Here is a 22,367-nt window from a genome sequence, read left to right on the forward strand (position 1 = left end):
CCCGCTCGCTAGTAACAGTGAGACTAGCGGGTGGGTCGATCTTCGGGAAGTCCCGTCCTCAGCGGGCGGCGGCCCGCGAGACGAGGCCGTGCAGGAGCTCGTCGACGAGCTCCGGGTGCTCCAGGGTCACCATGTGGCCGGAGCGCGGGATCATCGCGAGCCGCGATCCCGGGACCGCGTCGGCGATCGCGCTGCTGCGCTCGGGCGGGATGGTCCGGTCCTGCTCGGCGCCGATGACCAGCGTCTCGACCCCGGCGAAGGACGGCAGGGCCGCGCGCCGGTCGAGGGTCAGGAACTGCGGGACCAGCGCGATCAGCGCGTGCACCGGGTTCGACCGGGTCAGCTGGAGCACGAAGTCGACCAGCGCCGGCGGCACCCGGGAGGCGAACGCGAAGCTGCGCGCCACCATCAGCGCGGTGCGCCGCATCGCCTGGCAGGACACCCGCGTGAGGCGCAGCCGGTCGATGGCGGCGAGCACGAGGTTCGCCGCCTGGGGTGGCAGCACGGCCCGGCCGTTGACCGGCGCGGCAGCCGTGGTCACCAGCCCGGCGCCGATGACGCGGTCGGCGAAGAGCTCGGGGTGGCGCTCGGCGAAGGCCATGATCCCCATGCCGCCCATCGAGTGCCCCACCAGCACGACCGGGCCGGTCGGGGCGGCCTGGTCGAGCACGGCGGCGAGGTCGTCGCCGAGCTGGTCGAGGGTGAGCCGGTCGAGGTCGCCGAGCTCGGAGCGGCCGTGCCCGCGCTGGTCGTAGCAGACCACGCGGGCGCGGCGGGCCAGCGAGGAGCGCTGGAACAGCCACATGGCGCCGTCGGCCAGGTAGCCGTGGCAGAGCACCACGGTCACCGGGGAGTCCAGATCGCCCTCGACCTCCACGTGCAGCCGCACCCCGTCGGTGGCGGTGACGGCGGTGGACTGCGTCGCGGTCCTCGCTGGGCTGGTCATCGAGCACCGCGCCTTCCGATCGGGGACACGGCCGTGACCGAACCGTGATGTCCCCACGAAGGTAACGGAAGGTAGTTGGCCTTTCAAGGTGCCACTCGTTCGGCCTAAGAAAGCGTCGCGGAGTGACTACTGGTCGTGGTCAGTGGATCGAGATCAGGCCCAGCGCCAGGCCCGAGCCGATGACCACCGCGCACACCAGCAGCGCCCACTTGATCGCGAACCGGTGGTGATCGCCGAGGTCGACCTTCGCCAGCCCGATCAGCACGTACATCGCCGGCACCAGCGGGCTGAGCATGTGGATCGGCTGGCCGAGCAGCGAGGCGCGGGCGATCTCCATCGCGCTGATGCCGTGCTGCGCACCGGCCTCGGCGAGGATCGGCATCACGCCGAAGTAGAACGCGTCGTTGCTCATGAAGAAGGTGAACGGGACGCTCAGCACCGCCACGATCACGCTGAAGAACGGGAACAGCGCGTCCGGCATCGCCGTGAGCAGGTACTGCGCCATCTGCTCGATCATCCCGGTGCCCGAGAGCACGCCGGTGAACACCGCGGCGGCGAAGACCATCGCGACCACCGCCACGACGCTGTCGGCGTGCGAGGCGATCCGATCGCGCTGCTGCTCCAGCCGCGGGTAGTTGACGATCAGCGCCAGCGCGCAGCCGATCATGAACAGCACCGAGATCGGCAGCACGCCGATGATGAGCGCGGTCAGCAGCGCGATCGTGAGTCCGGCGTTGAACCAGTACAGCTTGGGGCGCAACGACTCCCGGTCGGGAGCCAGCACGTCGAAGTCGGCCGACCCGCTGTAGGAGGTGGGCGCGACGTCGTCGGAGCCACCGGCTCCGACCAGCGCGGGAGCGGCGGTCCGCAGCCGGATGCGCTCGCGCTGGCCCAGCACGTAGGCGAGGACGAACACGGTGGCCAGGCCGGCGAGCAGCGCCGGGATCATCGGCACGAACAGCTGCTGCGGGTCCAGCCGCAGCGCGCTGGCGGCCCGCGCGGCGGGACCGCCCCAGGGCACGACGTTGAGGATCGCGTTGGTCAGGCACGCCAGACCGGTCATGATCACCGGGCTCACGCCCAGCCTGCGGTAGATCGGCAGCAGCGCCGAGACCGTGATCATGAACGTGGTCGTCCCGTCGCCGTCCAGCGACACCAGGGCCACCAGAGCGACCGTGCCCACGATCAGCCGCAGCGGGTCGTTGCGGGTGAGCCGGACCACGCCGCGCGCGATCGGGTCGAACAACCCGGCGTCGATCATGATCCCGAAGTAGAGGATGGCGAACAGCAGCATCGCCGCCGTCGGCGCGACCGAGGTGATGCCGTCGGTGATCATGTCGCCGAGGTCCGGCGCGAAGCCTCCGACCAGCGCGAACACCGCCGGAACGGCGATGAGCGAGACCATCGGGGACAGCCGTTTGCTCATCACCAGGTAGAGGAAAACGGTCACCATGCCTAAGCCGAGCAGCGCGATCAACGCGTCCTCCTCCCGTGGACCGGCAGTGGTCCTCATTGCAGCGGCGTTGCGTTCCGGGGAACCGTAGGTGACCTCGGTCATCGAGACGAGAGTTGTCGATGTTGTCCGCGTATCCCGCGTTCGCGGCGTTCTGCGCGTTCTGCTCACCACGTATCGTCGGGGCATGCCCCACCGCCCGATGCGGTTCGCGCGGCAGGCCCTGGTGCTGCAGGTCGGCTTGATCACGCTGGTCACCGCGATCGGGTTCGTGCTCGTCGCGTCCCTGCTCGATCGACACCTCGTCGACCAGTACTCGCAGCGCGCGCTGACCGCCGCCCGCGTGATCGCCACCGACACCGACCTGGCCGACCAGGTCGCGCGCGGCGACCAACCGGCGGTGCGCGCGCAGGCGGAGCGGGCCCGCGCGGCCTCCGGCGCGCTGTTCGTCGTCATCACCGACCGCACCGGGATCCGCCTGTCGCACCCGAACCCCGCCGAGATCGGCGAGCGCGTCAGCACCGATCCGCGAGAGGTGTTGGCGGGCAAGGAGGTCGTGGCCGTCCAGCGCGGCACGCTCGGCTACTCCGCCCGCGGCAAGGTCCCGCTGCGCGGTCCCGACGGTGCGGTGATCGGGCAGGTCAGCATCGGGTTCGACGCCGAGGACATCACCACCGCGCTGCTGCGGCTGATCGGCACGACCGCCGCGTTCACCGGGGGAGCGCTGCTCGTCGGCGTCGCCGGGGCGGCGTGGCTGACGCGGATGCTCAAACGCCGCACGCTGGGCCTGGAACCGCAGGAGCTCGCCGAGCTGGTGCGCCAGCGCGAAGCCGTGCTCTACGGCATCGGCGAGGGCGTGCTCGCCGTCGACGCCGCGGGGCTGGTGTCGGTCCGCAACCGGGAGGCGGAGCGGCTGCTCGGCGTCCCGCTGGAGGTCGGCGCACCGGTCGCCGACCTGGACCTGCCGCCCCGGCTGCGGGAGCTGCTGCTCGAAGGCGGGCAGGTCGACAACCTCATCACCCTCACCGGCGAACGCGTCCTGGTCGTCGGCCACCGACCGGTGACCAGGGGCGAGGTGGCGCTGGGCAGCGTCCTGACCCTGCGCGACCGCACCGACCTGGAGTCGCTGAACCGCGAGCTGGACAAGGTCCGCAGCACCGCCGACACGCTGCGCGCGCAGCGCCACGAGTTCACCAACCGCCTGCACACCCTCTCCGGGCTGCTGCAGACCGGACGGCAGCAGGAGGCCGTCGACTACGTGCAGGCGCTGACCCGCGGTGAGATCACCGGGCTCGGCCCGGCGGGCGACGCCGTCCGCGACCCGTACCTGGTGGCGTTCCTGTCGGCGAAGAAGTCGGTGGCGGCCGAGAAGGACGTGGCGCTGGAACTCGCCGGGACCAGCTGGGTTCCGACGGCGCTGGCCGCCCCGGTCGAGGTGATCACGGTGGTGGGCAACCTCGTCGACAACGCCATCGACGCCGCCCGGGTGGGCGCGACGCGGCCCGCGCGCGTCGAGGTGGACCTGCTGGCCGACGGCACGACGCTGCACGTGTCCGTTGTGGACACCGGCGACGGCGTCGCCGAGGATCGGCGCGAGGAGATCTTCGCCGAAGCGGTCTCCTCCAAACCCGACGGCAACGGCCTCGGCCTGGCCCTGAGCCGCCAGGCGGCACGAGGTCTGGGCGGCGACGTGTGGGTGACCGGCCCGGACTCGTCGTTCGTGGCGAAGCTGCCGCGAGCCCTCGAAACCCCCGCGAGCGAGGAGGCACGAGCGTGATCGGTGTGGTCGTGGTGGACGACGACTTCCGCGTGGCCCAGGTGCACGCCGAGTTCACCGAGCAGGTCCCGGGATTCCGGGTGCTGGGCATCGCCCACACCGCGGCTCAGGCCCGCGAGCTCATCGACGCCCGCAGCCCCGACCTGGTGCTGCTGGACAACTACCTGCCCGATGCCGACGGCGTCGCCCTGCTGGCCGAGCTCGAAACCGACGCGATCCTGCTCACCGCCGCCACCGACCCGGCCACCGTCCGCGCGGCGCTCTCCGCAGGAGCCCTGAACTACCTGGTCAAGCCGTTCACCGCCGAGCAGCTCGCGGAACGCCTGCGGGCGTACGCCCGCTTCCACGCCCGGCTTCCGGTCACGGGCGGGGCGGTGGACCAGGAGGAGATCGACCGCGCCCTGCGCCTGCTCCGCGAAGGGGACCGCCCCGCCACCCCCAAGGGCCGCTCCACCCTCACGACCCAGCTCGTCCGCGACGCCCTCCGCAACGCCCCGCACCCCCGCTCCGCGGCCGAGATCGCCGACGAGCTGGGCATCTCCCGCGCCACGGCCCAGCGCTACCTCGCAGCCCTCACCCAGGAGGGCACCGCCACCATGACCCTCCGCTACGGAGCCAGCGGCCGCCCGGAACACCAGTACGAACCGGCCTGATCGGGCCCGCCCCAACAGCGCCGTCGCCGTGTTCGGAAAGTGGTGGCGCGGCGGCGGGGACAGTTTTAGCCAGAATCGCCCGGGATTTCACCCCCGAGATCCCGGGCGATTCTGGCTAAAACTGCCCCCTGGTGACGCACGGCGGTCCGGGACGGCTGGGCGTCCCCGGTGGGATCGCCCGGTCGTGGTGGTTGGGGGTGGGGGTGAGCGGGTACGCGGGTGGGGCGGGAGTCGAGTGGAGGTGGGTCGCATGGCCGAGGGTCGGTTGCCGGTGCTCGCGGGGTTCGACGGGTCGGAGGCATCGCGGGAGGCGGTGCGCTGGGCCGCGCGGGAGGCGTCGAGCCGGAAGCGGCCGTTGACGCTGGTGCACGTGCTGGCGCGGCCGTTCCAGCACTCGCTGCCAATGCGGATCCCCGACGAGCAGGACGTGATGGAGAAGCTGAGCAGCGCCGTGCTGCGGGAGCTCGAAGCGCTCGAGGACGAGTGCCGCAAGATCGACCCGGACCTGGAGATCAGCAAGGACATGCCGATCGGCGACGCCGCCGAGGTCCTGGTCGAGCTGGCCGGCGACGTCGAGCTGGTCGTGCTGGGCGGGCCGCTGGTGGGTTCGCGCACCGACCGCCTGGGCGTGACCGCCGCCGAGGTGGTCGCCCGCCGAGCCGCCGCCCCGATCGTGGTGGTGCGCGGCGAGGCCGGCGCGAAAGCCGACGCGCCGGTGGTCGTCGGCGTCGACGGTTCGACCGTGAGCGAGCGCGCCATCGCCTTCGCCTACGAGACCGCCGGGCGGCTCGGCCGTCCCCTGGTGGGCGTGCACTCGTGGGGTGAGACGGCCTTCAACCCGTTCGACATCGTCGACGAGTGGGACGCCGACCGCAGCGAGTTCCGCGACCGGGCGCGGGAGGTCCTCAGCGAGTCGATGGTCGGGTGGGCCGAGCAGTACCCGGACGTGCCGGTGCGCCACGTCGTCGGCCCGGAACAGCCCGCCCAGATGCTGCTCGGCGAGTCCGACGGCGCGACCCTGCTGGTCGTCGGCAGCCACGGCAGGGGAGCGGTCCGCCGCGCCTTCCTCGGCTCGGTCAGCCACGCCGTCCTCAACCAAGCCCCCTGCCCGGTCGCCGTCCTCCCGGCGGAGTGACCCGCCGGACCGGAGCCACCGGCCCGGCGGGGACGTCCCCCTCAGGAGAACTGGATTCCGCCGTCGATCATGACCGACTGGCCGGTCATGTAGTCCGAGTCGGACGAGGCGAGGTAGGAGACGAACGACGCCACGTCCTCGGGGACCGAGACGCGGCCGAGGTGGATGAGCTCCGAGTACTTGTCGATGGCCGCGCCCTTGCGCAGGCCCTCGTGCTCGGCGAGCTTCTCGTCGATGTGGTCCCACATCGCCGTTCCCACGATGCCGGGGCAGTAGGCGTTGACCGTGATGCCGTACTGCGCCCACTCCATCGCCGCTGCCTGGGTCAGGCCGCGGACCGCCCACTTCGACGCGGAGTAGTGCGCCAGCAGCGGGAACGGCCGGTAGCCGACGATCGAGGCCGCGCCGATGATCTTGCCACCGTCGCCCTGCTTGATCATCTGCTTGGCGGCGGCGTTGTAGCAGAGGTGCACGCCGCGCAGGTTGATCGACATGAGCTCGTCGAACTCCTCCGGCGTCACCTCCAGGAGCGGCTTGACGTGGGCGATCCCGGCGTTGGCGATCATCACGTCGAGCCTGCCGAGCTCGCTCGCCACGCCGTCGACCATGCCCTGCACGGCGTCCGCGTCGGACACGTCGGCCAGCGCGACCGCCGAGCGCCTGCCCATCGCGGTGATCTCGTCGGAGACGGCCTTGAGCTGGTCGCCGTTGGCCTCGATGTCGTTGACGGCGACGTCGTGACCGTCGGCGGCGAGCCGCAGCGCGATGCCCTTGCCGATCCCGCGGGCGGCGCCGGTGACCAGCACGACGCGCGACTTGTCCTGAGCAGCCATGGGTTTCTCCACTTCTTCGTGGTGTTCGCTGGAACCGCCCGTTGACGCTAGGGAGGCGGACGCGCAGCGGGCAGGGCTCGGCTGTCTCACTTTGAGACGGATCGGGCGAAGCGGAAGGCGGGGTCCGCCCACGAGCCGGGTGTCGCGTCGAGCTGGAACGCGCCACGTCCGCTTCGCCGGGGTTCGCCGCGACGGCACCGGCAGGCTGTGCAGATAGACGCTTTCTATCGCTCCCTTTCAGGATGAGTATGGACGAATCCCTAGAACTGTTTGATCGAGCGCCGTCCAGCTGAGAGCCTCAACTTCGAGCACACAACGAAAGAGGTCCTGCCCGTCCGGGTGCGGGATGCGACATCGCTTGCGGCGCAACGAGAAAGCGGCGATGCGGCTCGCTCGTGCCGAATTTCTCGACACAACAGGGTTTTCACCATGACAACGAAACAGAACAGCAGCGGTGCGGCCAATCACGCCGTCTTCGCGGTGTCGATCGCCGTGTCCGCTCTGGTGGTCCTGTGGGGAGCTGTCGACCCCACCGGCTTCGGAAACGTGACGACGCGGCTCTTCGACCACGTCGTGTCGGACATGAGCTGGTTCTTCCTGCTGGCGGCGAACATCCTGCTGGTGTTCGCGATCTACCTGGCGCTCAGCGGCTACGGCCGGATCAAGCTCGGCGCCGACGACGAGAAACCGGAGTTCGGCCGGTTCTCCTGGTTCGCCATGATGTTCCAGGCCGGGATGGGTCCGGCCATCATCTTCTGGGGCCTGGCCGAACCGCTCTCGCACTACGTGGATGTCCCCTTCGGACTCGCGCCACCGGAAACCGACGCTGCGGCCGGTGTGGCGATGGAGTACTCGTTCTTCCACTGGGGACTGCACCCGTGGGCGATCTACGCCGTCGCGGGGCTGGCCGTCGCCTACTTCACGCACCGCAGGGGTGAACGCGGCCTGCTCAGCGCGATCTTCCGCCCGCTGCTGGGAGATCGGGTCGACGGACCGATCGGCAAGCTCATCGACATCCTCGCCGTGCTCGCCGTCGTCTTCGGCATCGCCGTCGCGCTGGGCCAGGCGGGCCTGCAGATGACCGCCGGGCTCGGCGAAACCTTCGGCATGTCAACCGGAATCGGCGTGCAGCTGGTCGTGCTCGCGCTGACCACGGCCGCGTTCATGGGGTCGGCGACCACGCGGATCGAGCACGGCATCAAGTGGCTGTCGAACATCAGCATGCTCATCGCCCCGATCCTGCTGATCTTCTACTTCGTCGTCGGCCCGAGCATCACCCAGATCAACGCCTTCACCGAAGGGCTCGGGAACTACCTCGGCGACATCGTGCCGATGAGCTTCCGGCTCGACGCCTTCGACCCGAACAACTCGTGGATGGGCAGCTGGACCGTCTTCTACTGGTCCTGGTGGATCGCCTGGGCGCCGTACGTGGGCCTGTTCATGGCGCGCATCTCGAAGGGCCGCACGATCCGCGAGTTCGTCGCCGCCACCGTCCTGGTGCCCAGCCTGGTCAGCGTGATCTGGATCGCGGTGTTCGGCGGTGCCGCGCTGCACCTGGCCCGCAGCGGCCTGGCCGGTGACATCGCCCGGACCGTGAGCGAGAGCCCGGCGGCCGGCATGTTCGTGTTCATCCAGCAGTACCCGCTGGCCGGGTTGCTGTCGGTGATCACGCTGATCGTGCTGTGGGTGTTCTTCGTGGCCGGTGCCGACGCGGGCACCGTCGTGCTCGGCGAGCTGTCCACCGGCGGCAGGCCCGACCCCAAGACGTGGGTGCGGCTGCTGTGGGGCTTGCTGCTGGCCGGGGTCGCGGCGGTGCTGCTGGTCTCCGGCGGGCTCGACGGGCTGCAGAAGGCCTCGGTGCTGACCGGGACGCCGTTCGCGATCATCCTCGTCGGCATCTGCTTCGCCTTCCACAAGGCGTTGCGCGAGGACCACGGGCTGTCAGCACCCCGATCGGTGTCGGCCGAGCCGGAGACGCCGGAGGAGGAGCCCGTGCCGCAGCGATAGGACTCCCTTATCGGTACATCGATGCGGCGTGCTGGCGCGGCCGGTGGTCGGGTGCTGTACTCCAGGCCAACTGGAGGCCGGACCGAGACCGCAGGAGGTGTGCCGTGCCGGTGTGGCGGGTGCGCGATTTCCACAGCGACGACCTGGACCAGGCGATTCGCATCTGGGACCAGAGCCGGGAAGGCGTGGAACCGGTCTTCTCCGCCGCCGAGGTCGTGGGCATGGCCCAGGCCGGGCACCCCGCGATGGTCGCGGTCGTGCAGGACGACGTCGTCGGCATGGCCGCGGCCAAGGTCGAGGGCGAACGCGCGTGGCTGGCGCTGTTCGCCCTCGACGAGCGGTGGCGCAACCGCGGTATCGGCAGCGCCCTGCTCGGCGAGCTGGAGAAGAAGCTGCGCACCCAGGGCGTGCACCGCATCGCCAGCCTCGTGCCCGAGGGCGCCTCGGGTGCGAAGGCGATGTCCAACTCGGGCTACCGCCCGCGCACCGACCTCACCTACTTCGAGAAGGTGGAGGAACTCGATCCGGCTGACGTCGACATGCTCGAACACCTCGGCGGCAGCCTCATCCCGGCCGGCCGGTGGGACGAGCTGGCGGGCATGCAGCGGGAGAAGGACATCATCGAACGCCGCGTCGTCCTGCCGATCACCCACAGCGAGCAGGCCGAGCGGCACGGCGTCCTGCCGCCGAAGGCGATCGTGCTGTTCGGCCCGCCCGGTACCGGCAAGACGAGCTTCGCCAAGGCCGTCGCGTCCCGGTTGCACTGGCCGTTCGTCGAGCTGTTCCCGTCGCGGCTGGCGGCGGACTCGCCGGACGGGCTGGCGGCATCGCTGCGGGAGAGCTTCGCCCAGCTGGAGGAGCTCGACGACGTGGTGCTGTTCATCGACGAGGTCGAGGAGATCGCCGGAACCCGCTCGTCACCGTCGGCGGGCCCGGCGCACGGCGTGACCAACGAGCTGCTGAAGCTCATCCCGGGCTTCCGCGAGCACGACCACCGGCTGCTGGTGTGCGCCACCAACGCGGTGCACTCGCTGGACCCGGCGTTCCTGCGGCCCGGGCGGTTCGACTACCTCATCCCGGTCGGCCCGCCGGACCCGCCCGCGCGCCGCGCGGTGTGGTCCCGCTACCTCGGCCCGGCCCGCGAGCACGTCGACGTGGACCAGCTGGTGGAGCGCTCGGAGTTCTTCACCCCGGCCGACATCGAGTTCGCCGCCCGCCAGGGCGCCCAGGCCGCCTTCGAACGCGACGTCCTGCACCAGAGCGGCGAACCGGCGACGACGGAGGACTACCTCCGCGCCATCGCCGACGCCCGCCCGACACTGTCCGCCGAAGCCATCACCGAGTTCGAACGGGACATAGACATCTACACCCGCCTCTAACCCCGCTCACGGCGGTGAACCGCGGAGGGTGGTGGACCGCGGAGCGCGGTGGACCGCGGCGCGCGGTGGACTGCGGCGCGCGGTGGACTGCGGAGTGTGGTGGCGTGGCGGAGGGCGGTGGCGCGGCGGAGGGGACAGTTTTAGCCAGAATCGCCCGGGATTTCGGGGGTGAAACCCCGGGCGATTCTGGCTAAAACTGTCCACTGGTACCCCCGCACACCCGGAAACCGGGAATACGCCCGTAGTTGGGTACGGGAATACGGCCGTAATCGGGACGGGAGTACGGCCGTAGTCGGGTATCGGAGTACGGCCGTAGGCGGGTACCGGAACACGGCCGTAATCGGGTGTCCGATTGCGGCCGTGTTCCGGGGTTTGGGTCAGGCGCGGAGGGTGTCCCAGGGGCCGGTGATGGCGTAGAGGACGCCGGGGTTCTGGACGTTGGCGAACAGGGTGTTGCCGTCGGGGGAGTAGACCGGGCCGCAGAACTCGCTGAACTCCGGCTCGACGTCGGTGCCGGTGTTGATCTCGTTGCGGGCCAGCGGGTAGGTCTGGCCCTCCATCGTGGCGCCGAACAGGTGCTGCTGGCCGTCGCCGTCCTCGGCGAGGATCAGCCCGTTGCCGCGCGAGGAGACGGTGATGTTGTCGGGGCCGTCGAACGCGGCCGCGTCGTCCTGGTCGTACTCGAAGCGCAGCTTGAGCTCGATGGTCTGGTTGCGCGGGTTGAAGAACCACACCTGACCGTCGTGCGGCTCGCCCGGGCTGTCCTCGATGCGCGCGTAGCTGCACACGAAGTAGGCACCGCCGTCGCCCCACCACGCGCCTTCGAGCTTGCGGCCCCGGGTGATGTCGCGGTCGCCGAACTGCTCGCGGATCGACTTCTTCGCCGCCAACCGGTCCGGAACCGCGACCCAGGTGATCGCGTAGGTGGTGCCGACCTCGGTCGCCCGGGACAGGTCGTCGACGTGCTGGCCGGACGCGTCCGCGGCCTTCATGGCCTCCAGGACGCCGTCGGTGTCGCCGAGCGCCCGCAGCTTGCCGGGCCCGAGCGGCAGCGCGGAGGCCGGCGGGGTGAAGCGGTAGAACAGGCCGTTGGGGCCGGAGGCGTCCTCGGTCTGGTAGAGGTGCCCGGTGTTGGGGTCGACCACCGCGGCCTCGTGGGAGAACCGGCCGAGCGCCTTGATCGGCTTCGGGTCCCGGTTGGCCTCGCGGTCGTAGGGGTCGACCTCGAAGGTGAAGCCGTGGTCGTGCTCGTGGCCGTCCTCGCCGGCCTTGGCCTCGGTCTCCTCGCAGCTCAGCCATGTGTTCCACGGGGTGCGGCCACCGGCGCAGTTGGTGGAGGTGCCGGCCAGCGCGACGTACTCGGTGACCCGGTTACCGTCGGCGTCGACCTCGACGACGGTGCAGCCGCCCGGCGCGACCGGGTCGTAGGTGAGCCCCTCGACGCGGGGGACCGGGAACTCGGCGTTGTGGCTGACCTTGATCTCGTGGTTGTAGACGATCACGCTGCCGCCGTCGGGACGGACGAAGGTGGCCATGCCGTCGTGCTTCTGCGGGGTCGGCTCACCGGACTCCAGCGTCGTCTTGCCCGCCTCGGTGACGATCTTGTAGCTGAATCCCTCGGGCAGCGAGAGCTTCCCGGCGGGATCGGCGATCAGCGGCCCGTAACCGGGGATCGCGCCACCCTCGGCGACGGCCGGGGCCGCGGCGGTGACCGCGCCGACGTTGCCGACGAGCGCGATTCCGATGCCGCCGAGCAGCGAGCGGTGGACGAACTGCCTGCGAGAGAGGTCCATCGGGAACTCCTGGTGATCGAGATCGGGAACAGCGCATCAGCCTCGCGATCGCAGACGACCACCGGATGAACGCGACGAAGCGAAACAACGTCGCAATCCCGAAGAACGCGGCCGAGCCCCGGGTCAGAGCGTCAGGCGCAGCACCGCTGCGATCACCGCAAACCAACCGCCGCCCAGCACCAGCGCGACCGCGATCGACGGCAGCGGTCGAGGATCGGGGCGTCGAGCCCCGATGCCGCTGCTGCCCAGCCACACCAGGCACAGCGCGAGCGCCAGCGCGGCGCAGAGCACGCCCACGCCGGTCCACCCGCGCTGCGGGTAGACCAGGCCGATGAGGATCACCCCGAGCACTCCGCCGGCGAACCAGCAGGTCATGCGTGCGGAGATGATCCGGCGCCGGGCTCCGTGACGGGTCGCGTTCGCGGGCGGAGCGGTGTGCTCGGTCGGTGAGGGGGCCACGTCTGTTCCCTGCCTTCCTGGAGTTCGCGTTTCCGGCCTCGTGCCGGTACCTCGATGCTCTCCGACCGCCGTCGATCGGTCCAACAGGTTCTTGTCATCGCAGCGATCGGTCTTCACGATGGATGTCATGGAGCTCCGCCAGCTGACCTACGTCGTCGCCGTCGCCGAGTCCGGCAGCTTCACCCGGGCCGCGCACCGCTGCTTCGTCGTTCAGTCCGCGCTCAGCGAGCAGATCGCGCGGCTCGAGAAGGAGCTGGGCACCAAGCTCTTCGAGCGGACCAGCCGTCGCGTCCGGATCACGTCGGCCGGTGAGGCGTTCCTCGGTCCCGCCCGCGAGGCGCTGGCCGCCGCGGAGCGGGCCGCGGGCAACGCCGTGGCGTGCGGCGGCGAGGTGCGCGGCAACCTGGTGATCGGCACGATCACCCCGCTCACGGCGGTGGACCTGCCCGGGGTGCTGGCGACCTACCGGGACCGGCATCCGGCCGTGCGGATCACCCTCCGCACCAGGCTCGTGCGAGACCTGCTGCAGCAGGTCCGCGAGCACGCGTGCCACGTCGCGTTCGTCGACGCGCGCCCGGGCGAGCTCCCGCGCGGGCTGGCCGGGCGCGTGCTCCGCCAGGACGAACTGGTCGCGATCGTCCCGCACGGGCACCCGCTGGCCGACGCGCCGCGGCTCTCCCCCGCGCAGCTGGCGGAGGAGGACATGGTCGACATGCAGAGCGGTTCGGGCATCCGCCCGCACAACGACGCGGCGTTCGACGCGGCGGGTGTGACCCGCACGGTCGCGTTCGAGGCCGACAGCATGGCCCTGCTGGAACAGCTCGTCGCCCGGGGCCTCGGAGTCGGGCTCGTCTCCGCCCCGACCGCCGCCCGGATGTCGGGTGTGCGCAGCGTTCCCACCACCGGCGTCCCGCCGCGCACGGTGCAGGTGCTCTGGCCGACCTCCGGAACCTCGCCCGCGACCGAGGCCTTCCTCCAGCTGCTGCGGGAGGAGGTCCCTCCGGAAGCGGAGTAGCTCAGAGCCAGGAGAGGGCGGCGGTGACGAGGGATTCGGTGCCGGTGCTCAGCGCCGCGCGGGTCGGGTCGGGTACGTGGTGGGCGAGGACGACGTCGGGACGTGCGTCGGGCTCGCCGTGGAGCTGCACGAGAAGGGTGCCGCGCCAGCGGTCGGTGTCCTCGGACAGCAGTTGTGCCGCGCCGAGAACGCACGCCACGTCGGCGGATTCGCCGGAGGCGGCCCGGAGCAGGACCGCGGGCCCGGCGCCGTTCTCCAGCACGCCGACGCCGTCGGACACCTGGAAACCGAACTCGCGCAACCGTTCTTCGGCTCGTGGGCCCGCGTTCCGGAGGAATTCCTCCTGCCAGGACAGCCGGGCGTCGAGCGCCGGTTTCTCGTCGGAGACCTTCCGGCGGGGAGTGCTGGGCACGCGCAGCCGGTAGCGGACACCGAGCATGCGGATCGCGAAGCACACCGCCGCGGCGGCCAGCGCCGTCGCGATGCCGTAGACCTCCCAGCGCACCGCCACCACCGTCAGCACCGCGCCCACCAGGGCGGGGACCGCGTAGAAGTCGCTGGTCAGGACCGAGGGGACGTGCTTGATCGCCACGTCGCGCAGCGTCCCGCCGCCCACGGCGGTCAGCGCCCCGAGCAGCACGGCCTGCGTGCCGCCCAGCCCGTAGTCGAGCGCTTTGCTGGCCCCGGTCACGCAGAACACGCCCAGCCCGACCGCGTCGAAGAGCGTGATGAGCCGGGTGAAGCGCTCCAGTTCGACGCTGATGAAGAACGCCACCAGCGCCCCGGCCGCCGCCACCCCGAGGTAGACCGCGTCGTTGAAGGTCGCCGGCGGCAGCGCGCCGATCAGGATGTCGCGGAGGATGCCGCCGCCGAGCGCGGTCATCATGCCCAGCGTGATCACGCCGACCAGGTCCAGGCGCACGACGCGCACGGCGGTGAGCGCCCCGTTGAGCCCGAACGCGAACGTCCCGGTCAGGTCCAGCGCGAGCAGCAGCGGAGCTTGAGCCATCCCGACAGTCTGACGTCCGCGACACCCCACCACGCGATCAGGCGCGCTAGGCGAGGGGATCTGTTTGCCACCGCGATGGGTTCAGTAATAACTGAAATTGATTCGGGTCACGACCCGCGGAGGCGGCGGGGTTCCCGATCTCAATGGAAATCAGGAGTCCGAGTTCCATTGAAATCGGGTCGACCGAGCCGGGTCAGGTGGGGAGGCCTGGGCCTGGGCAGGTGGTGTTGCGGTCGGGGAGTTGGCCGGTGAGGAGGTAGGTGGCGGTGGGGTCGTCGACGCAGGGGAGGTTCTGGCTGGCAACGACTCCGTGGGAGTAGGTGTTGCGGGCTGTGATCATGCGGGAGCCCGGGAGGAGCGCCTGCATTCGGCGGGCTCCCGGCAGGGGAGTGGTGGGGTCGTGGTCGGCTTGGGTGAGCAGCACCGGGGGCATGTCGGGGTGACCGAGCCGCGCGGGTTCGGCCGGGTTCGGCCAGAAGGCGCAGGTGGTCGCCTCCAGGCCGGTGAGGATCGGGTGGGGGTCCGCGGCGCGGAGCGCGCGGATGTCGGCCGGCACCTCCTCCGGGGTCGGGCGTGCGCTGTCGTTGCACTTGACCGTGCGGAGGGCGGCTTCGTAGTTGCGGGATTCCGGGTCGGGTTCGGGCAGCGCGGGTTCCAGGGATTCGGTGCTTCCCGAGCCGACGTAGGTGCGCAGGGCTTCGGCGAAGGGGCGCCAGCGCTCGGTGCGCGAGAGGGTCTTGTAGACGAGGTTGTCGAACTCACCCGCGCCGAAGGCGTTTCGAGCACCCGCGCCGAAATCGTCGTCAGCGGAGGAAAGGCTCGCGCGGGCGCGGGTGTAGGTGTCGCGGACCTCCTCGCGGGTGGTGCCCAGGCCCAGGTCGGGGCGGGCGGCGATCCAGTCGAACAGGACGTCGCGCTGGTGGAGCATGGCGTGGGCTTGGAGGACGTCGAAGTCGTGCCAGCGGTCGGGGCTGACGACGCTGTCGAGGACCATCCGGCCCACGTTCTCGGGGAACTCGTGGGCGTAGGCGGCACCCAGGTAGGTGCCGTAGGAGACGCCGAGGAAGTTCAGCTCCTCCTCGCCGAGGGCGTCGCGGATGCGGTCCATGTCGCGGGCGGTGCTGGTGGTGTTCATCGCGGCCGCGTTCGGGTTGTGCCGCAGGCAGTCTCGCGCCTGGGCGGATAATCGGTCGAGGTGCGCGCGTTCCTGGTCGGGGCCGACGGGGACCGGTTCCGGCGAGGGGTGCTGGAACAGGCCGCCGAGGTCGCCGCAGTCCAGCGGGGCGCTGCGGCCGACGCCGCGCGGGTCGAAGCCGACGATGTCGTAGGCGCGGCGCACCTGTTCGGGGAGCTTGGCCCCCTTGCTCACCGCGTACTCCAGGCCGGAACCGCCCGGTCCGCCCGGGTTGACCAGCAGTGCCCCTCGGTACTCCTCGGGAGTGCCGGTGGCCCGAACGCGTGAGATCGAGATCATGATCTCGTGCTCGGGATGCCGCTCGTCCAGCGGTACCGCGAGTTCGGCGCACTCGGCGCCTTCGAACGGGCACGGGCCGAAGGCCAGCGGTTTCGCCTCCGCGGGCGCGGCGCCGAGCAGGGGAACGGCGAGCACCAGGGCTGCGGCGGCTGCCGTTTTCTTCGTCACGTCGAGTCACATCCATTCGCACTAAATGGAGGTTGATCCCCCTTTTGAAAACGATTATCATCACCGACTGTTGCAGTGCAATCGTCGGGATGGGAGTCGTTGGTGAGTCACCTGCTGTTGGTGGAGAGCTGGGTCGGGGCGATGAGCACGTTGCTCCCCAGGGCGATTCACGAGGAGGGACACCGGTTCAGCTTCGTCACCCGGGATCTGCAGCACTACTTGCGATCCGCGCCCGGACCGGGGCCGCACCCGCTGCTCGGCGCGGACAACGTGCTCACCTGCGAGACCAACGACCTCGACGTGCTGCTGCCGCACCTGGAGCGCCTGCATCCCGTGCTGGGCTTCGACGGCGTCACGACCTCGTGCGACTACTACCTGCCCACCGCGGCGCGGATCGCGCAGCGGCTCGGACTTCCCGGCCCCGCGCCGGAATCGGTCGAAGCCGCCTGCTCGAAGGACCGCACCCGGCGCGCGCTGCGCGAGGCCGGTGCGCCCGGCCCGGCGTTCGCGCTGGCCGAGACGCTGCGCGGGCTGGAGGAGGCCGCCGCGGCGATGGGCTTCCCGCTGGTGCTCAAGCCGGTGGACCTGTGCGCGGGGATGTTCGTGCGGAAGGTCGAATCCGAGGCCGAGCTGCGCGAGGCGTTCGAGGCGCTGCAAGGGTTTCCGGTCAACGCTCGCGGCCAGCAGCGCAGTCCCGTGGTGCTGCTGGAGGAGTTGTTGACCGGTGCCGAGGTGAGCGTGGAGACGGTCACCTTCGGCGGGCGGACCACGGTCGTCGGCGTCACCGACAAGAGCGTCGCCGGCGCACCGTGGTTCGTCGAGACCGGCCACATGTTCCCGGCCGCCCTCGATGACGACACCCGCGAAGCCGTCTCCGCGACGGCGGTGGCCGCGATCGAGGCGCTGGGGCTGGACAACACCGTGTGCCACACCGAGATCAAGCTGACCGGCGACGGCCCGAAGATCGTCGAGGTCAACCCGAGGCCCGCCGGGAACCAGATCACCGAGCTGATCCGCCGGGTCACCGGCATCGACCTCGCCGCCGTCCACGCGCAGGTGGCGCTAGGGGAGAAGCCCGACCTGACCCCGGTGGACACCGGCGCGGCCAGCGCGGCCATCTCGTTCCTGCTGCCGCCCAAGACCGGCCCGATCGCCGAGATCGGTGGTGCGGACGCGCTGCAGGACCCGGCGGTGGTGGACTACCGGATCAAGCCCGCCGGGCACCACGCCGGAGCCGCGACCAGCAACAACAACTACCTGGGGCACGTGATGGTGACCAGCGACCGGCCGGGTGCGGCGCGCCCGCACGCCGAGCTGCTGGTCTCCGGTCTCGACGTGCGCTACGAGGACGCCGCGTGAACCTGTCGCTGGCAGCCCTGATCGACGAAGTCCACGGGGGACAGCACGGCGAGGAGATCGGCGAAGCCGAGGTGAGCGTGGGTTTCCTGACCCAGCAGGGCGTGCGGCACGCCTCCCGCAACACCTCCTACCGCAACCACGTGCTGAGCCTGCGCGTCGGCGACGCCGTCGGCTCGTGCGCGGTGGAACCCGGTGAGCTCACCGAGGACGTCGTGCTCGACTGCGTCGGCGCGCCCGTCGCCGAGCTGCTGCGCCACCCGTCGACGGCGGTGCGCGTGGCGGCGCTCGACGGCTACCTCCAGTCGGTGCGCCCGCACCACCGGCACGCCGAGGAGGTGGTGATCGGGCGTGGCGGTTCGCTGCAGAAGTCCTTGCACCGGGCGAAAATCGTGGTCGATCTGCTGCCGCCGGTGCGGCGGGTGCTGGTGATCGGCGTGGTCAACTCGCTGCTGCACCACCTGCGCGAACGCGGCGTCGACTACCTGGCCTGCGACTACAAGGGCGGCCGGACCGAGTGGGGCGAGCCGGTGCACGCGGACGCCGAGGCGGTGCTGGGCGAGTGCGACGCCGTGCTGGCGTCCGGGATGGTGCTGGGCAACGGCAGTTTCGACCGGCTGCTGACCCACGCCCGCGACACCGGACAACCCCTGGTGCTGTTCGCCCAGACCGGCAGCGGCGTGCTGCCGCGCTTCCTGGGATCCGGGGTCACCGCCGTGTCGGCCGAGCCGTACCCGTTCTTCTGGCTCGACGGCGGCCCGAGCCTGCTCTACCGCTACTCGGAGGAGAAACCCGCATGAATCCGGACCTGCTCGATCTGGTCTGCGATACGCCGCTCGCTCGGGTCTCGGCGCCGCTTCCCCGGGCCCACCCGGGTTTCTGGGCGAAGCTGGAATGCTTGAGCGCGGGCGGGATGAAGGCCCGCGCCGCGCTGTCGATGCTGCGCGGCGCCCGTCTTCGCGGTGAGCTGCGACCCGGTGCACCGGTGGTGGAGTCGACCAGCGGAACCCTGGGCGTGGGACTGGCTTTCGCGGGCAACGCGCTCGGCCATCCGATCGTGCTGGTGGTCGACGAGGAGCTCGAACCCGGGATGCGGGCGCTGCTGCGCGCCCACGGCGCGCGCCTGGAGATCGTCGACCGGCCGCATCCCGAGGGCGGTTGGCAGCAGGCGCGCCTGGACCGGGTGCGCGAGATCTGCCGGGAGCTGCCCGGCGCGTACTGGCCGGATCAGTACAACAACCCGGACAACCCGGCCGGGTACGTGGAGATGGGCGCGGAGATCTGCCGCCAGCTCGACCGGGTCGACGTCCTGGTGTGCAGCGTCGGCTCGGGCGGGCACAGCGCCGGGATGATCCGCACGGTGCGCCGCCGGTGGCCGCAGGTGCGGCTGATCGGCGTGGACACCGTGGGTTCGACGATCTTCGGGCAGCCGAACCGCCCGAGGGTGATGCGCGGGCTGGGCAGCAGCATCCACCCGCGCAACGTCGACTACCCGCAGTTCGACGAGGTGCACTGGGTCGGCGCCGGTGAGGCGGTAACGACCTGCCGGGAGCTGGCGCGCAATGCCTTCGTCACCGGCGGCTGGAGCACCGGCGCGGTGGCTCTGGTGTCCGCGTGGGCGGCGCGGGTGGATCCGGGCGCGAACGTGGTGACGGTGTTCCCCGACGGCCCGCACCGCTACCTGGGCACGGTGTTCGACGACGACTACTGCCGCGCGCGGGGACTGCTGGACGCCCCGGTCGCCACCCGCCCGATCGAGGTGGCGCGCCCGGAGGTGGAGGCGACGGGCTGGACCCGCTGCCGGACGGTCTTCGACCCGCTGATGACGATGGAGGTGCCCGCGTGAGACTCGACTGGCGGGCGAGCGGCCTGGCGTTGCGCGAGCCGCTGCGGATCTCGCGGTCGGTGATGGCCGAGCGCGACGCGGTGACCGTGATCCTCGACGACGACGGCGAGCTCGGCCACGGCGAGGTCGTCACCAGCGTCCACCACGAGCTCGACGTGGCGCGCATCGACGCCGAGCTGACCGGGGCGCGCGCGGAGCTGGCCGAGCTCACCTCGGAGGAAGCGCTGGTCACCGACCTGCCGCAGGTCTCGCCGGGGGTGCGGGCCGCGCTCGACGCGGCGCTGCACGACCTCGTCGCGCGCCGCCGCGGCATCGCCGTCCACGAACTCCTCGGGGTCGCAGCACCGGGTGCGGTGCCGACCGCGCGCACGATCGGCATCACCTCCGCCGAGCGGGCCGTGGCCGAGGCGACCGGGCTGGTCGGGCAGGGGTTCGAGGTGCTCAAGGTCAAGCTCGGCACCGGTGCCGACGAGCTCGCCCGGGTGGCGGCGATCCGCGACGCCGCCCCGAACGCCCGCCTGCTGCTCGACCCCAACGGGGCGTGGCAGCCCGACGAGGCCCGTCGGATGCTGCGCGCCGCAACGGAGTTCGAGGTGGAGGCGGTGGAGCAGCCCATCGCCTCGGGCACCCCGGACCTGCTCGCCGAGGTCGCCGCGGACTCGCCGGTCCCGGTGATCGCCGACGAGGACGCCCGCACCCCCGGAGATGTCCGGCGCCTGGGTTCGCGGGTGCACGGCGTCAACATCAAGCTCCCGGAGTGCGGTGGCCCGCGCGCGGCGCTCGAAATCATCGATACCGCAAGGGGTTTGGGTCTCGACGTGATGCTGGGTTGCCAGGTCGCCAGTTCGCTGGGGATCGCGCCCGCCGTGCACCTGGCGGGCGCGGCCCGCTGGGTCGACCTCGACGGGCACCTGCTGCTGGCCCGCGACCCGTGGACCGGGCTCGGCGGGGAGAGCGGGACGTTGCGCATCGCCGGACTCGTCGGTCTCGGGGTGCGTCCGGCGTGAGCGCGCTGCGACTGTTCCGCGGCTACCCGCTGGCCGTCCAGGTGCTGCTGATCAACCAGCTCGGCGTGAACACCGCCTTCTACCTGCTGATTCCCTACCTGGCCGGGTATCTCGGGCACGACCTGGGGTTATCGGCCGCGGTCATCGGCGTGATCCTGGGGGTGCGCAACCTCAGCCAGCAGGGCCTGTTCCTGCTCGGCGGGTCGGCGTCCGACCGGCTCGGGGCGCGCGGCGTCATCATCGCCGGGTGCGCCCTGCGGGCGGTGGGGTTCGGGCTGTTCGCGTTCGGCACGTCGCTGCCGGTGCTGCTGGCGGCCTCGGTGCTGTCCGGGCTGGCGGGCGCGCTGTTCAACCCGGCCGTGCGCTCCTACCTCAGCCACGAGGCCGGTGAGCGGCGCGCGGAGATGTTCTCGATGTTCAACGTCTTCGCCAACACCGGCATGCTGATCGGCCCGCTGCTGGGCAGCGCCCTGCTGCTGGTGGACTTCCAGGTCTCGGCGATCTGCGCCGCGCTGATCTTCGCGGTCCTCACCGTCGCCCAGGTCCTGGTGCTGCCGGCCCGCGAGGTGCCCACGCCGCGCACGACGCTGCTGGCGGACTGGCGCGAGGTGCTCACCGACCGGCGGTTCGTGCTGTTCACCTGCGCGATGACCGGGCTGTTCGCGCTGCAGAACCAGCTGTACCTGGTGCTGCCGATGCTCGCTTCGCGCTTCACCGGCACGGCCGTGTCGGTGTCGGTGATCTTCCTGGTGACCACCGTCGCCGGTCTCGCGCTGCAGGTGCGCATCACCCGCTGGTGCGACGGCCGCTGGAGCCGGGGGAGGGCGATCGCCACCGGGTTGGCCGTGATGGGCGGCGGTTTCGCGGTCACCGCGATCGCCGCGACCGCCATCCCGGCGCAGCCGGCGAGCTCGACGGGAGAGCTGGTGCTGCGGTTGAGCCCGGTGCTGGTCACCGCGTTCGCGCTGTCGGTCGGGGTGATGCTCGCGCAGCCCTTCGCCTACGAGCTCATCCCCGCCTACGGCCGCGACGAGCTCTCCGGCACCTACTTCGGCGTGTTCTACCTGGCCTCCGGGCTGACCGCCGCGGGCGGCAACGCCCTCATCGGCTGGGCCACCGACCTGGCCGGGGCCGAGGTGCCGTGGCTGCCCTCGGCGCTGTGCCTGGCCATCGGCCTCGCCTCGGCCGCGGCCGTGCTGGCGCTGCACCGGCGCAGCGGCATCGGCCCGCGCCCCACCACGAACGAGGAGACCTCGTGCCGAACTTCCTGACCGACAACCCGGCCGTCTACGAGGCATGGTTCCCCGATCCTGAGCACGTCGCGGCGCGCTTCGCCGACGACGTCGCGCGCCGCTTCGGCGGCGGCACCGACCTGCTCGACGTGGGCTGCGGAACCGGCCGCGACGCCCGGTTCTGGATCCGCCGGGGCTACCGGGTGACCGGGCTTGACAACTCGCCGGAGATGATCGCCCACGCCGCGCGGCACTGCCCTGACGCGGAGTTCGTCGTCGCCGACATGCGCGAGTTCTCGCTGCCCGGCGAGTTCGACGTGATCACCTGCCTGGACAGCGCGCTGCTGTACTGCCACGCCAACGCCGAGCTGGAGGAGTTCCTCCGGCGCTGCCACGACCACCTGCGACCCGGCGGGCTGCTCGTCGCCGAAGCCCGCAACGGCGCGTTCTTCCTCGGCAGCACCGAACTCCTCGACGGCGTCGCCGAACGAACCCTGCACCACGACGGGCGGTCCTACAGCTCCCGCACGCGGCTGTGGATCGACCACGCCGCGCAGCTGCTGCGCCGCGAACGCCATTGGCGGTTGCCCGACGGCGACGAGTTCGAACAGCGCTCGGCCTGGCGGCTGCTGTTCCCGCAGGAGCTGCGCTACTTCGCCGCCCGCACCGGTTTCGAGGTACTCGCGCTGTTCGACGAACCCGGCCCGCGCACCGACACCCCGTGGACGGCCGACGCCGAGCTGTCCGAGCGCATGTCCGGCGACCGGCTGCACCTGGTCGCCCGCCGCATCTGACGCACACCCCCGACGAAGCAGGAGACCTGTG

At 71.2% G+C, this 22,367-nt stretch carries 19 protein-coding genes; 12 read left to right on the plus strand and 7 right to left on the minus strand.

The features are described 5' to 3' along the window. Positions 1-58: 58 nt before the first annotated feature. Both REH65_RS30190 and REH65_RS30195 read right to left on the minus strand, forming a co-directional pair. Positions 59-946, minus strand: a complete 888-nt coding sequence (locus tag REH65_RS30190; protein ID WP_281458241.1) for an alpha/beta hydrolase — start codon at positions 944-946, stop codon at positions 59-61. Positions 947-1,085: 139 nt separating this feature from the next. Beyond that, positions 1,086-2,423, minus strand: coding sequence for a CitMHS family transporter (locus tag REH65_RS30195; protein ID WP_406690137.1), 1,338 nt, complete (start codon positions 2,421-2,423; stop codon positions 1,086-1,088). A 163-nt stretch (positions 2,424-2,586) separates the two neighbouring features. Between REH65_RS30195 and REH65_RS30200 the strand changes: the two genes are divergently transcribed. The 3 genes from REH65_RS30200 (at position 2,587) to REH65_RS30210 (ending at position 5,964) form a co-directional block, all read left to right on the plus strand. Then, positions 2,587-4,176 carry an ATP-binding protein gene (locus REH65_RS30200; RefSeq protein WP_406690138.1) on the plus strand — a complete coding sequence of 530 codons (1,590 nt, stop codon included), beginning with the start codon at positions 2,587-2,589 and terminating at the stop codon, positions 4,174-4,176. Beyond that, on the plus strand, positions 4,173-4,829 hold the full coding sequence (locus tag REH65_RS30205) for a response regulator (protein WP_406690139.1): 657 nt from the start codon (positions 4,173-4,175) through the stop codon (positions 4,827-4,829). Before REH65_RS30200 ends, REH65_RS30205 begins: the two co-directional genes overlap by 4 nt. 250 nt (positions 4,830-5,079) lie before the next feature. Beyond that, positions 5,080-5,964: a universal stress protein gene (locus REH65_RS30210; protein WP_406690140.1), complete on the plus strand. Its 885-nt coding sequence runs from the start codon at positions 5,080-5,082 to the stop codon at positions 5,962-5,964. A gap of 41 nt (positions 5,965-6,005) precedes the next feature. Here REH65_RS30210 and REH65_RS30215 read toward each other — a convergent pair whose 3' ends face one another. After that, positions 6,006-6,797 carry an acetoin reductase gene (locus REH65_RS30215; protein WP_281458246.1) on the minus strand — a complete coding sequence of 264 codons (792 nt, stop codon included), beginning with the start codon at positions 6,795-6,797 and terminating at the stop codon, positions 6,006-6,008. Between the two features lie 429 nt (positions 6,798-7,226). Here REH65_RS30215 and REH65_RS30220 point away from each other — a divergent pair, with 429 nt between their 5' ends. Continuing rightward, the gene (locus tag REH65_RS30220; protein WP_406690141.1) at positions 7,227-8,804 is read left to right on the plus strand and encodes a BCCT family transporter; all 1,578 of its coding nucleotides are present in this window, start codon (positions 7,227-7,229) and stop codon (positions 8,802-8,804) included. A gap of 104 nt (positions 8,805-8,908) precedes the next feature. Then, on the plus strand, positions 8,909-10,183 hold the full coding sequence (locus REH65_RS30225) for an ATP-binding protein (protein ID WP_281458248.1): 1,275 nt from the start codon (positions 8,909-8,911) through the stop codon (positions 10,181-10,183). 377 nt (positions 10,184-10,560) lie between these two features. Here the strand turns inward: REH65_RS30225 and REH65_RS30230 are convergent, their stop codons facing one another. Together REH65_RS30230 and REH65_RS30235 are read right to left on the minus strand one after the other, a co-directional pair. After that, the gene (locus REH65_RS30230) at positions 10,561-11,976 is read right to left on the minus strand and encodes an alkaline phosphatase PhoX (protein ID WP_406690142.1); all 1,416 of its coding nucleotides are present in this window, start codon (positions 11,974-11,976) and stop codon (positions 10,561-10,563) included. Positions 11,977-12,099: 123 nt separating this feature from the next. Beyond that, a complete protein-coding gene (locus REH65_RS30235; protein ID WP_406690143.1) occupies positions 12,100-12,435 on the minus strand; it encodes a hypothetical protein in 336 nt (111 codons plus the stop codon). Positions 12,436-12,562: 127 nt separating this feature from the next. On the opposite strand from REH65_RS30235, the gene REH65_RS30240 reads away from it, so the two are divergent. After that, entirely contained in the window at positions 12,563-13,450 is an 888-nt protein-coding gene (locus tag REH65_RS30240) for a LysR family transcriptional regulator (protein WP_406690144.1), read from the plus strand. A 1-nt stretch (position 13,451) separates the two neighbouring features. Here REH65_RS30240 and REH65_RS30245 read toward each other — a convergent pair whose 3' ends face one another. After that, positions 13,452-14,459 carry a TRIC cation channel family protein gene (locus REH65_RS30245; protein WP_406690145.1) on the minus strand — a complete coding sequence of 336 codons (1,008 nt, stop codon included), beginning with the start codon at positions 14,457-14,459 and terminating at the stop codon, positions 13,452-13,454. A gap of 193 nt (positions 14,460-14,652) precedes the next feature. Continuing rightward, positions 14,653-16,101: an alpha/beta hydrolase gene (locus REH65_RS30250; protein WP_406690146.1), complete on the minus strand. Its 1,449-nt coding sequence runs from the start codon at positions 16,099-16,101 to the stop codon at positions 14,653-14,655. Between the two features lie 102 nt (positions 16,102-16,203). Between REH65_RS30250 and REH65_RS30255 the strand changes: the two genes are divergently transcribed. The 6 genes from REH65_RS30255 to REH65_RS30280 are packed head-to-tail and all read left to right on the plus strand — an operon-like array spanning position 16,204 to position 22,336. Continuing rightward, positions 16,204-17,460, plus strand: coding sequence for an ATP-grasp domain-containing protein (locus tag REH65_RS30255; protein ID WP_406690147.1), 1,257 nt, complete (start codon positions 16,204-16,206; stop codon positions 17,458-17,460). Next, a complete protein-coding gene (locus REH65_RS30260) occupies positions 17,457-18,257 on the plus strand; it encodes a Rossmann-like domain-containing protein (protein ID WP_406690148.1) in 801 nt (266 codons plus the stop codon). The genes REH65_RS30255 and REH65_RS30260 overlap by 4 nt, the downstream gene beginning before the upstream one ends. After that, positions 18,254-19,303, plus strand: a complete 1,050-nt coding sequence (locus REH65_RS30265; protein ID WP_406690149.1) for a PLP-dependent cysteine synthase family protein — start codon at positions 18,254-18,256, stop codon at positions 19,301-19,303. The genes REH65_RS30260 and REH65_RS30265 overlap by 4 nt, the downstream gene beginning before the upstream one ends. Continuing rightward, positions 19,300-20,310: a dipeptide epimerase gene (locus REH65_RS30270; protein WP_406690150.1), complete on the plus strand. Its 1,011-nt coding sequence runs from the start codon at positions 19,300-19,302 to the stop codon at positions 20,308-20,310. The genes REH65_RS30265 and REH65_RS30270 overlap by 4 nt, the downstream gene beginning before the upstream one ends. After that, positions 20,307-21,581 (plus strand): MFS transporter, encoded by a 1,275-nt coding sequence (locus tag REH65_RS30275; protein ID WP_281458257.1) that lies wholly within the window; start codon positions 20,307-20,309, stop codon positions 21,579-21,581. The genes REH65_RS30270 and REH65_RS30275 overlap by 4 nt, the downstream gene beginning before the upstream one ends. Further along, positions 21,566-22,336 (plus strand): class I SAM-dependent methyltransferase, encoded by a 771-nt coding sequence (locus REH65_RS30280; protein WP_406690151.1) that lies wholly within the window; start codon positions 21,566-21,568, stop codon positions 22,334-22,336. The genes REH65_RS30275 and REH65_RS30280 overlap by 16 nt, the downstream gene beginning before the upstream one ends. The last annotated feature ends 31 nt before the right edge of the window (positions 22,337-22,367 follow it).

The sequence above is a fragment of the Saccharopolyspora sp. ID03-671 genome, assembly GCF_045278815.1.
Taxonomy (GTDB): domain Bacteria; phylum Actinomycetota; class Actinomycetes; order Mycobacteriales; family Pseudonocardiaceae; genus Saccharopolyspora; species Saccharopolyspora ipomoeae.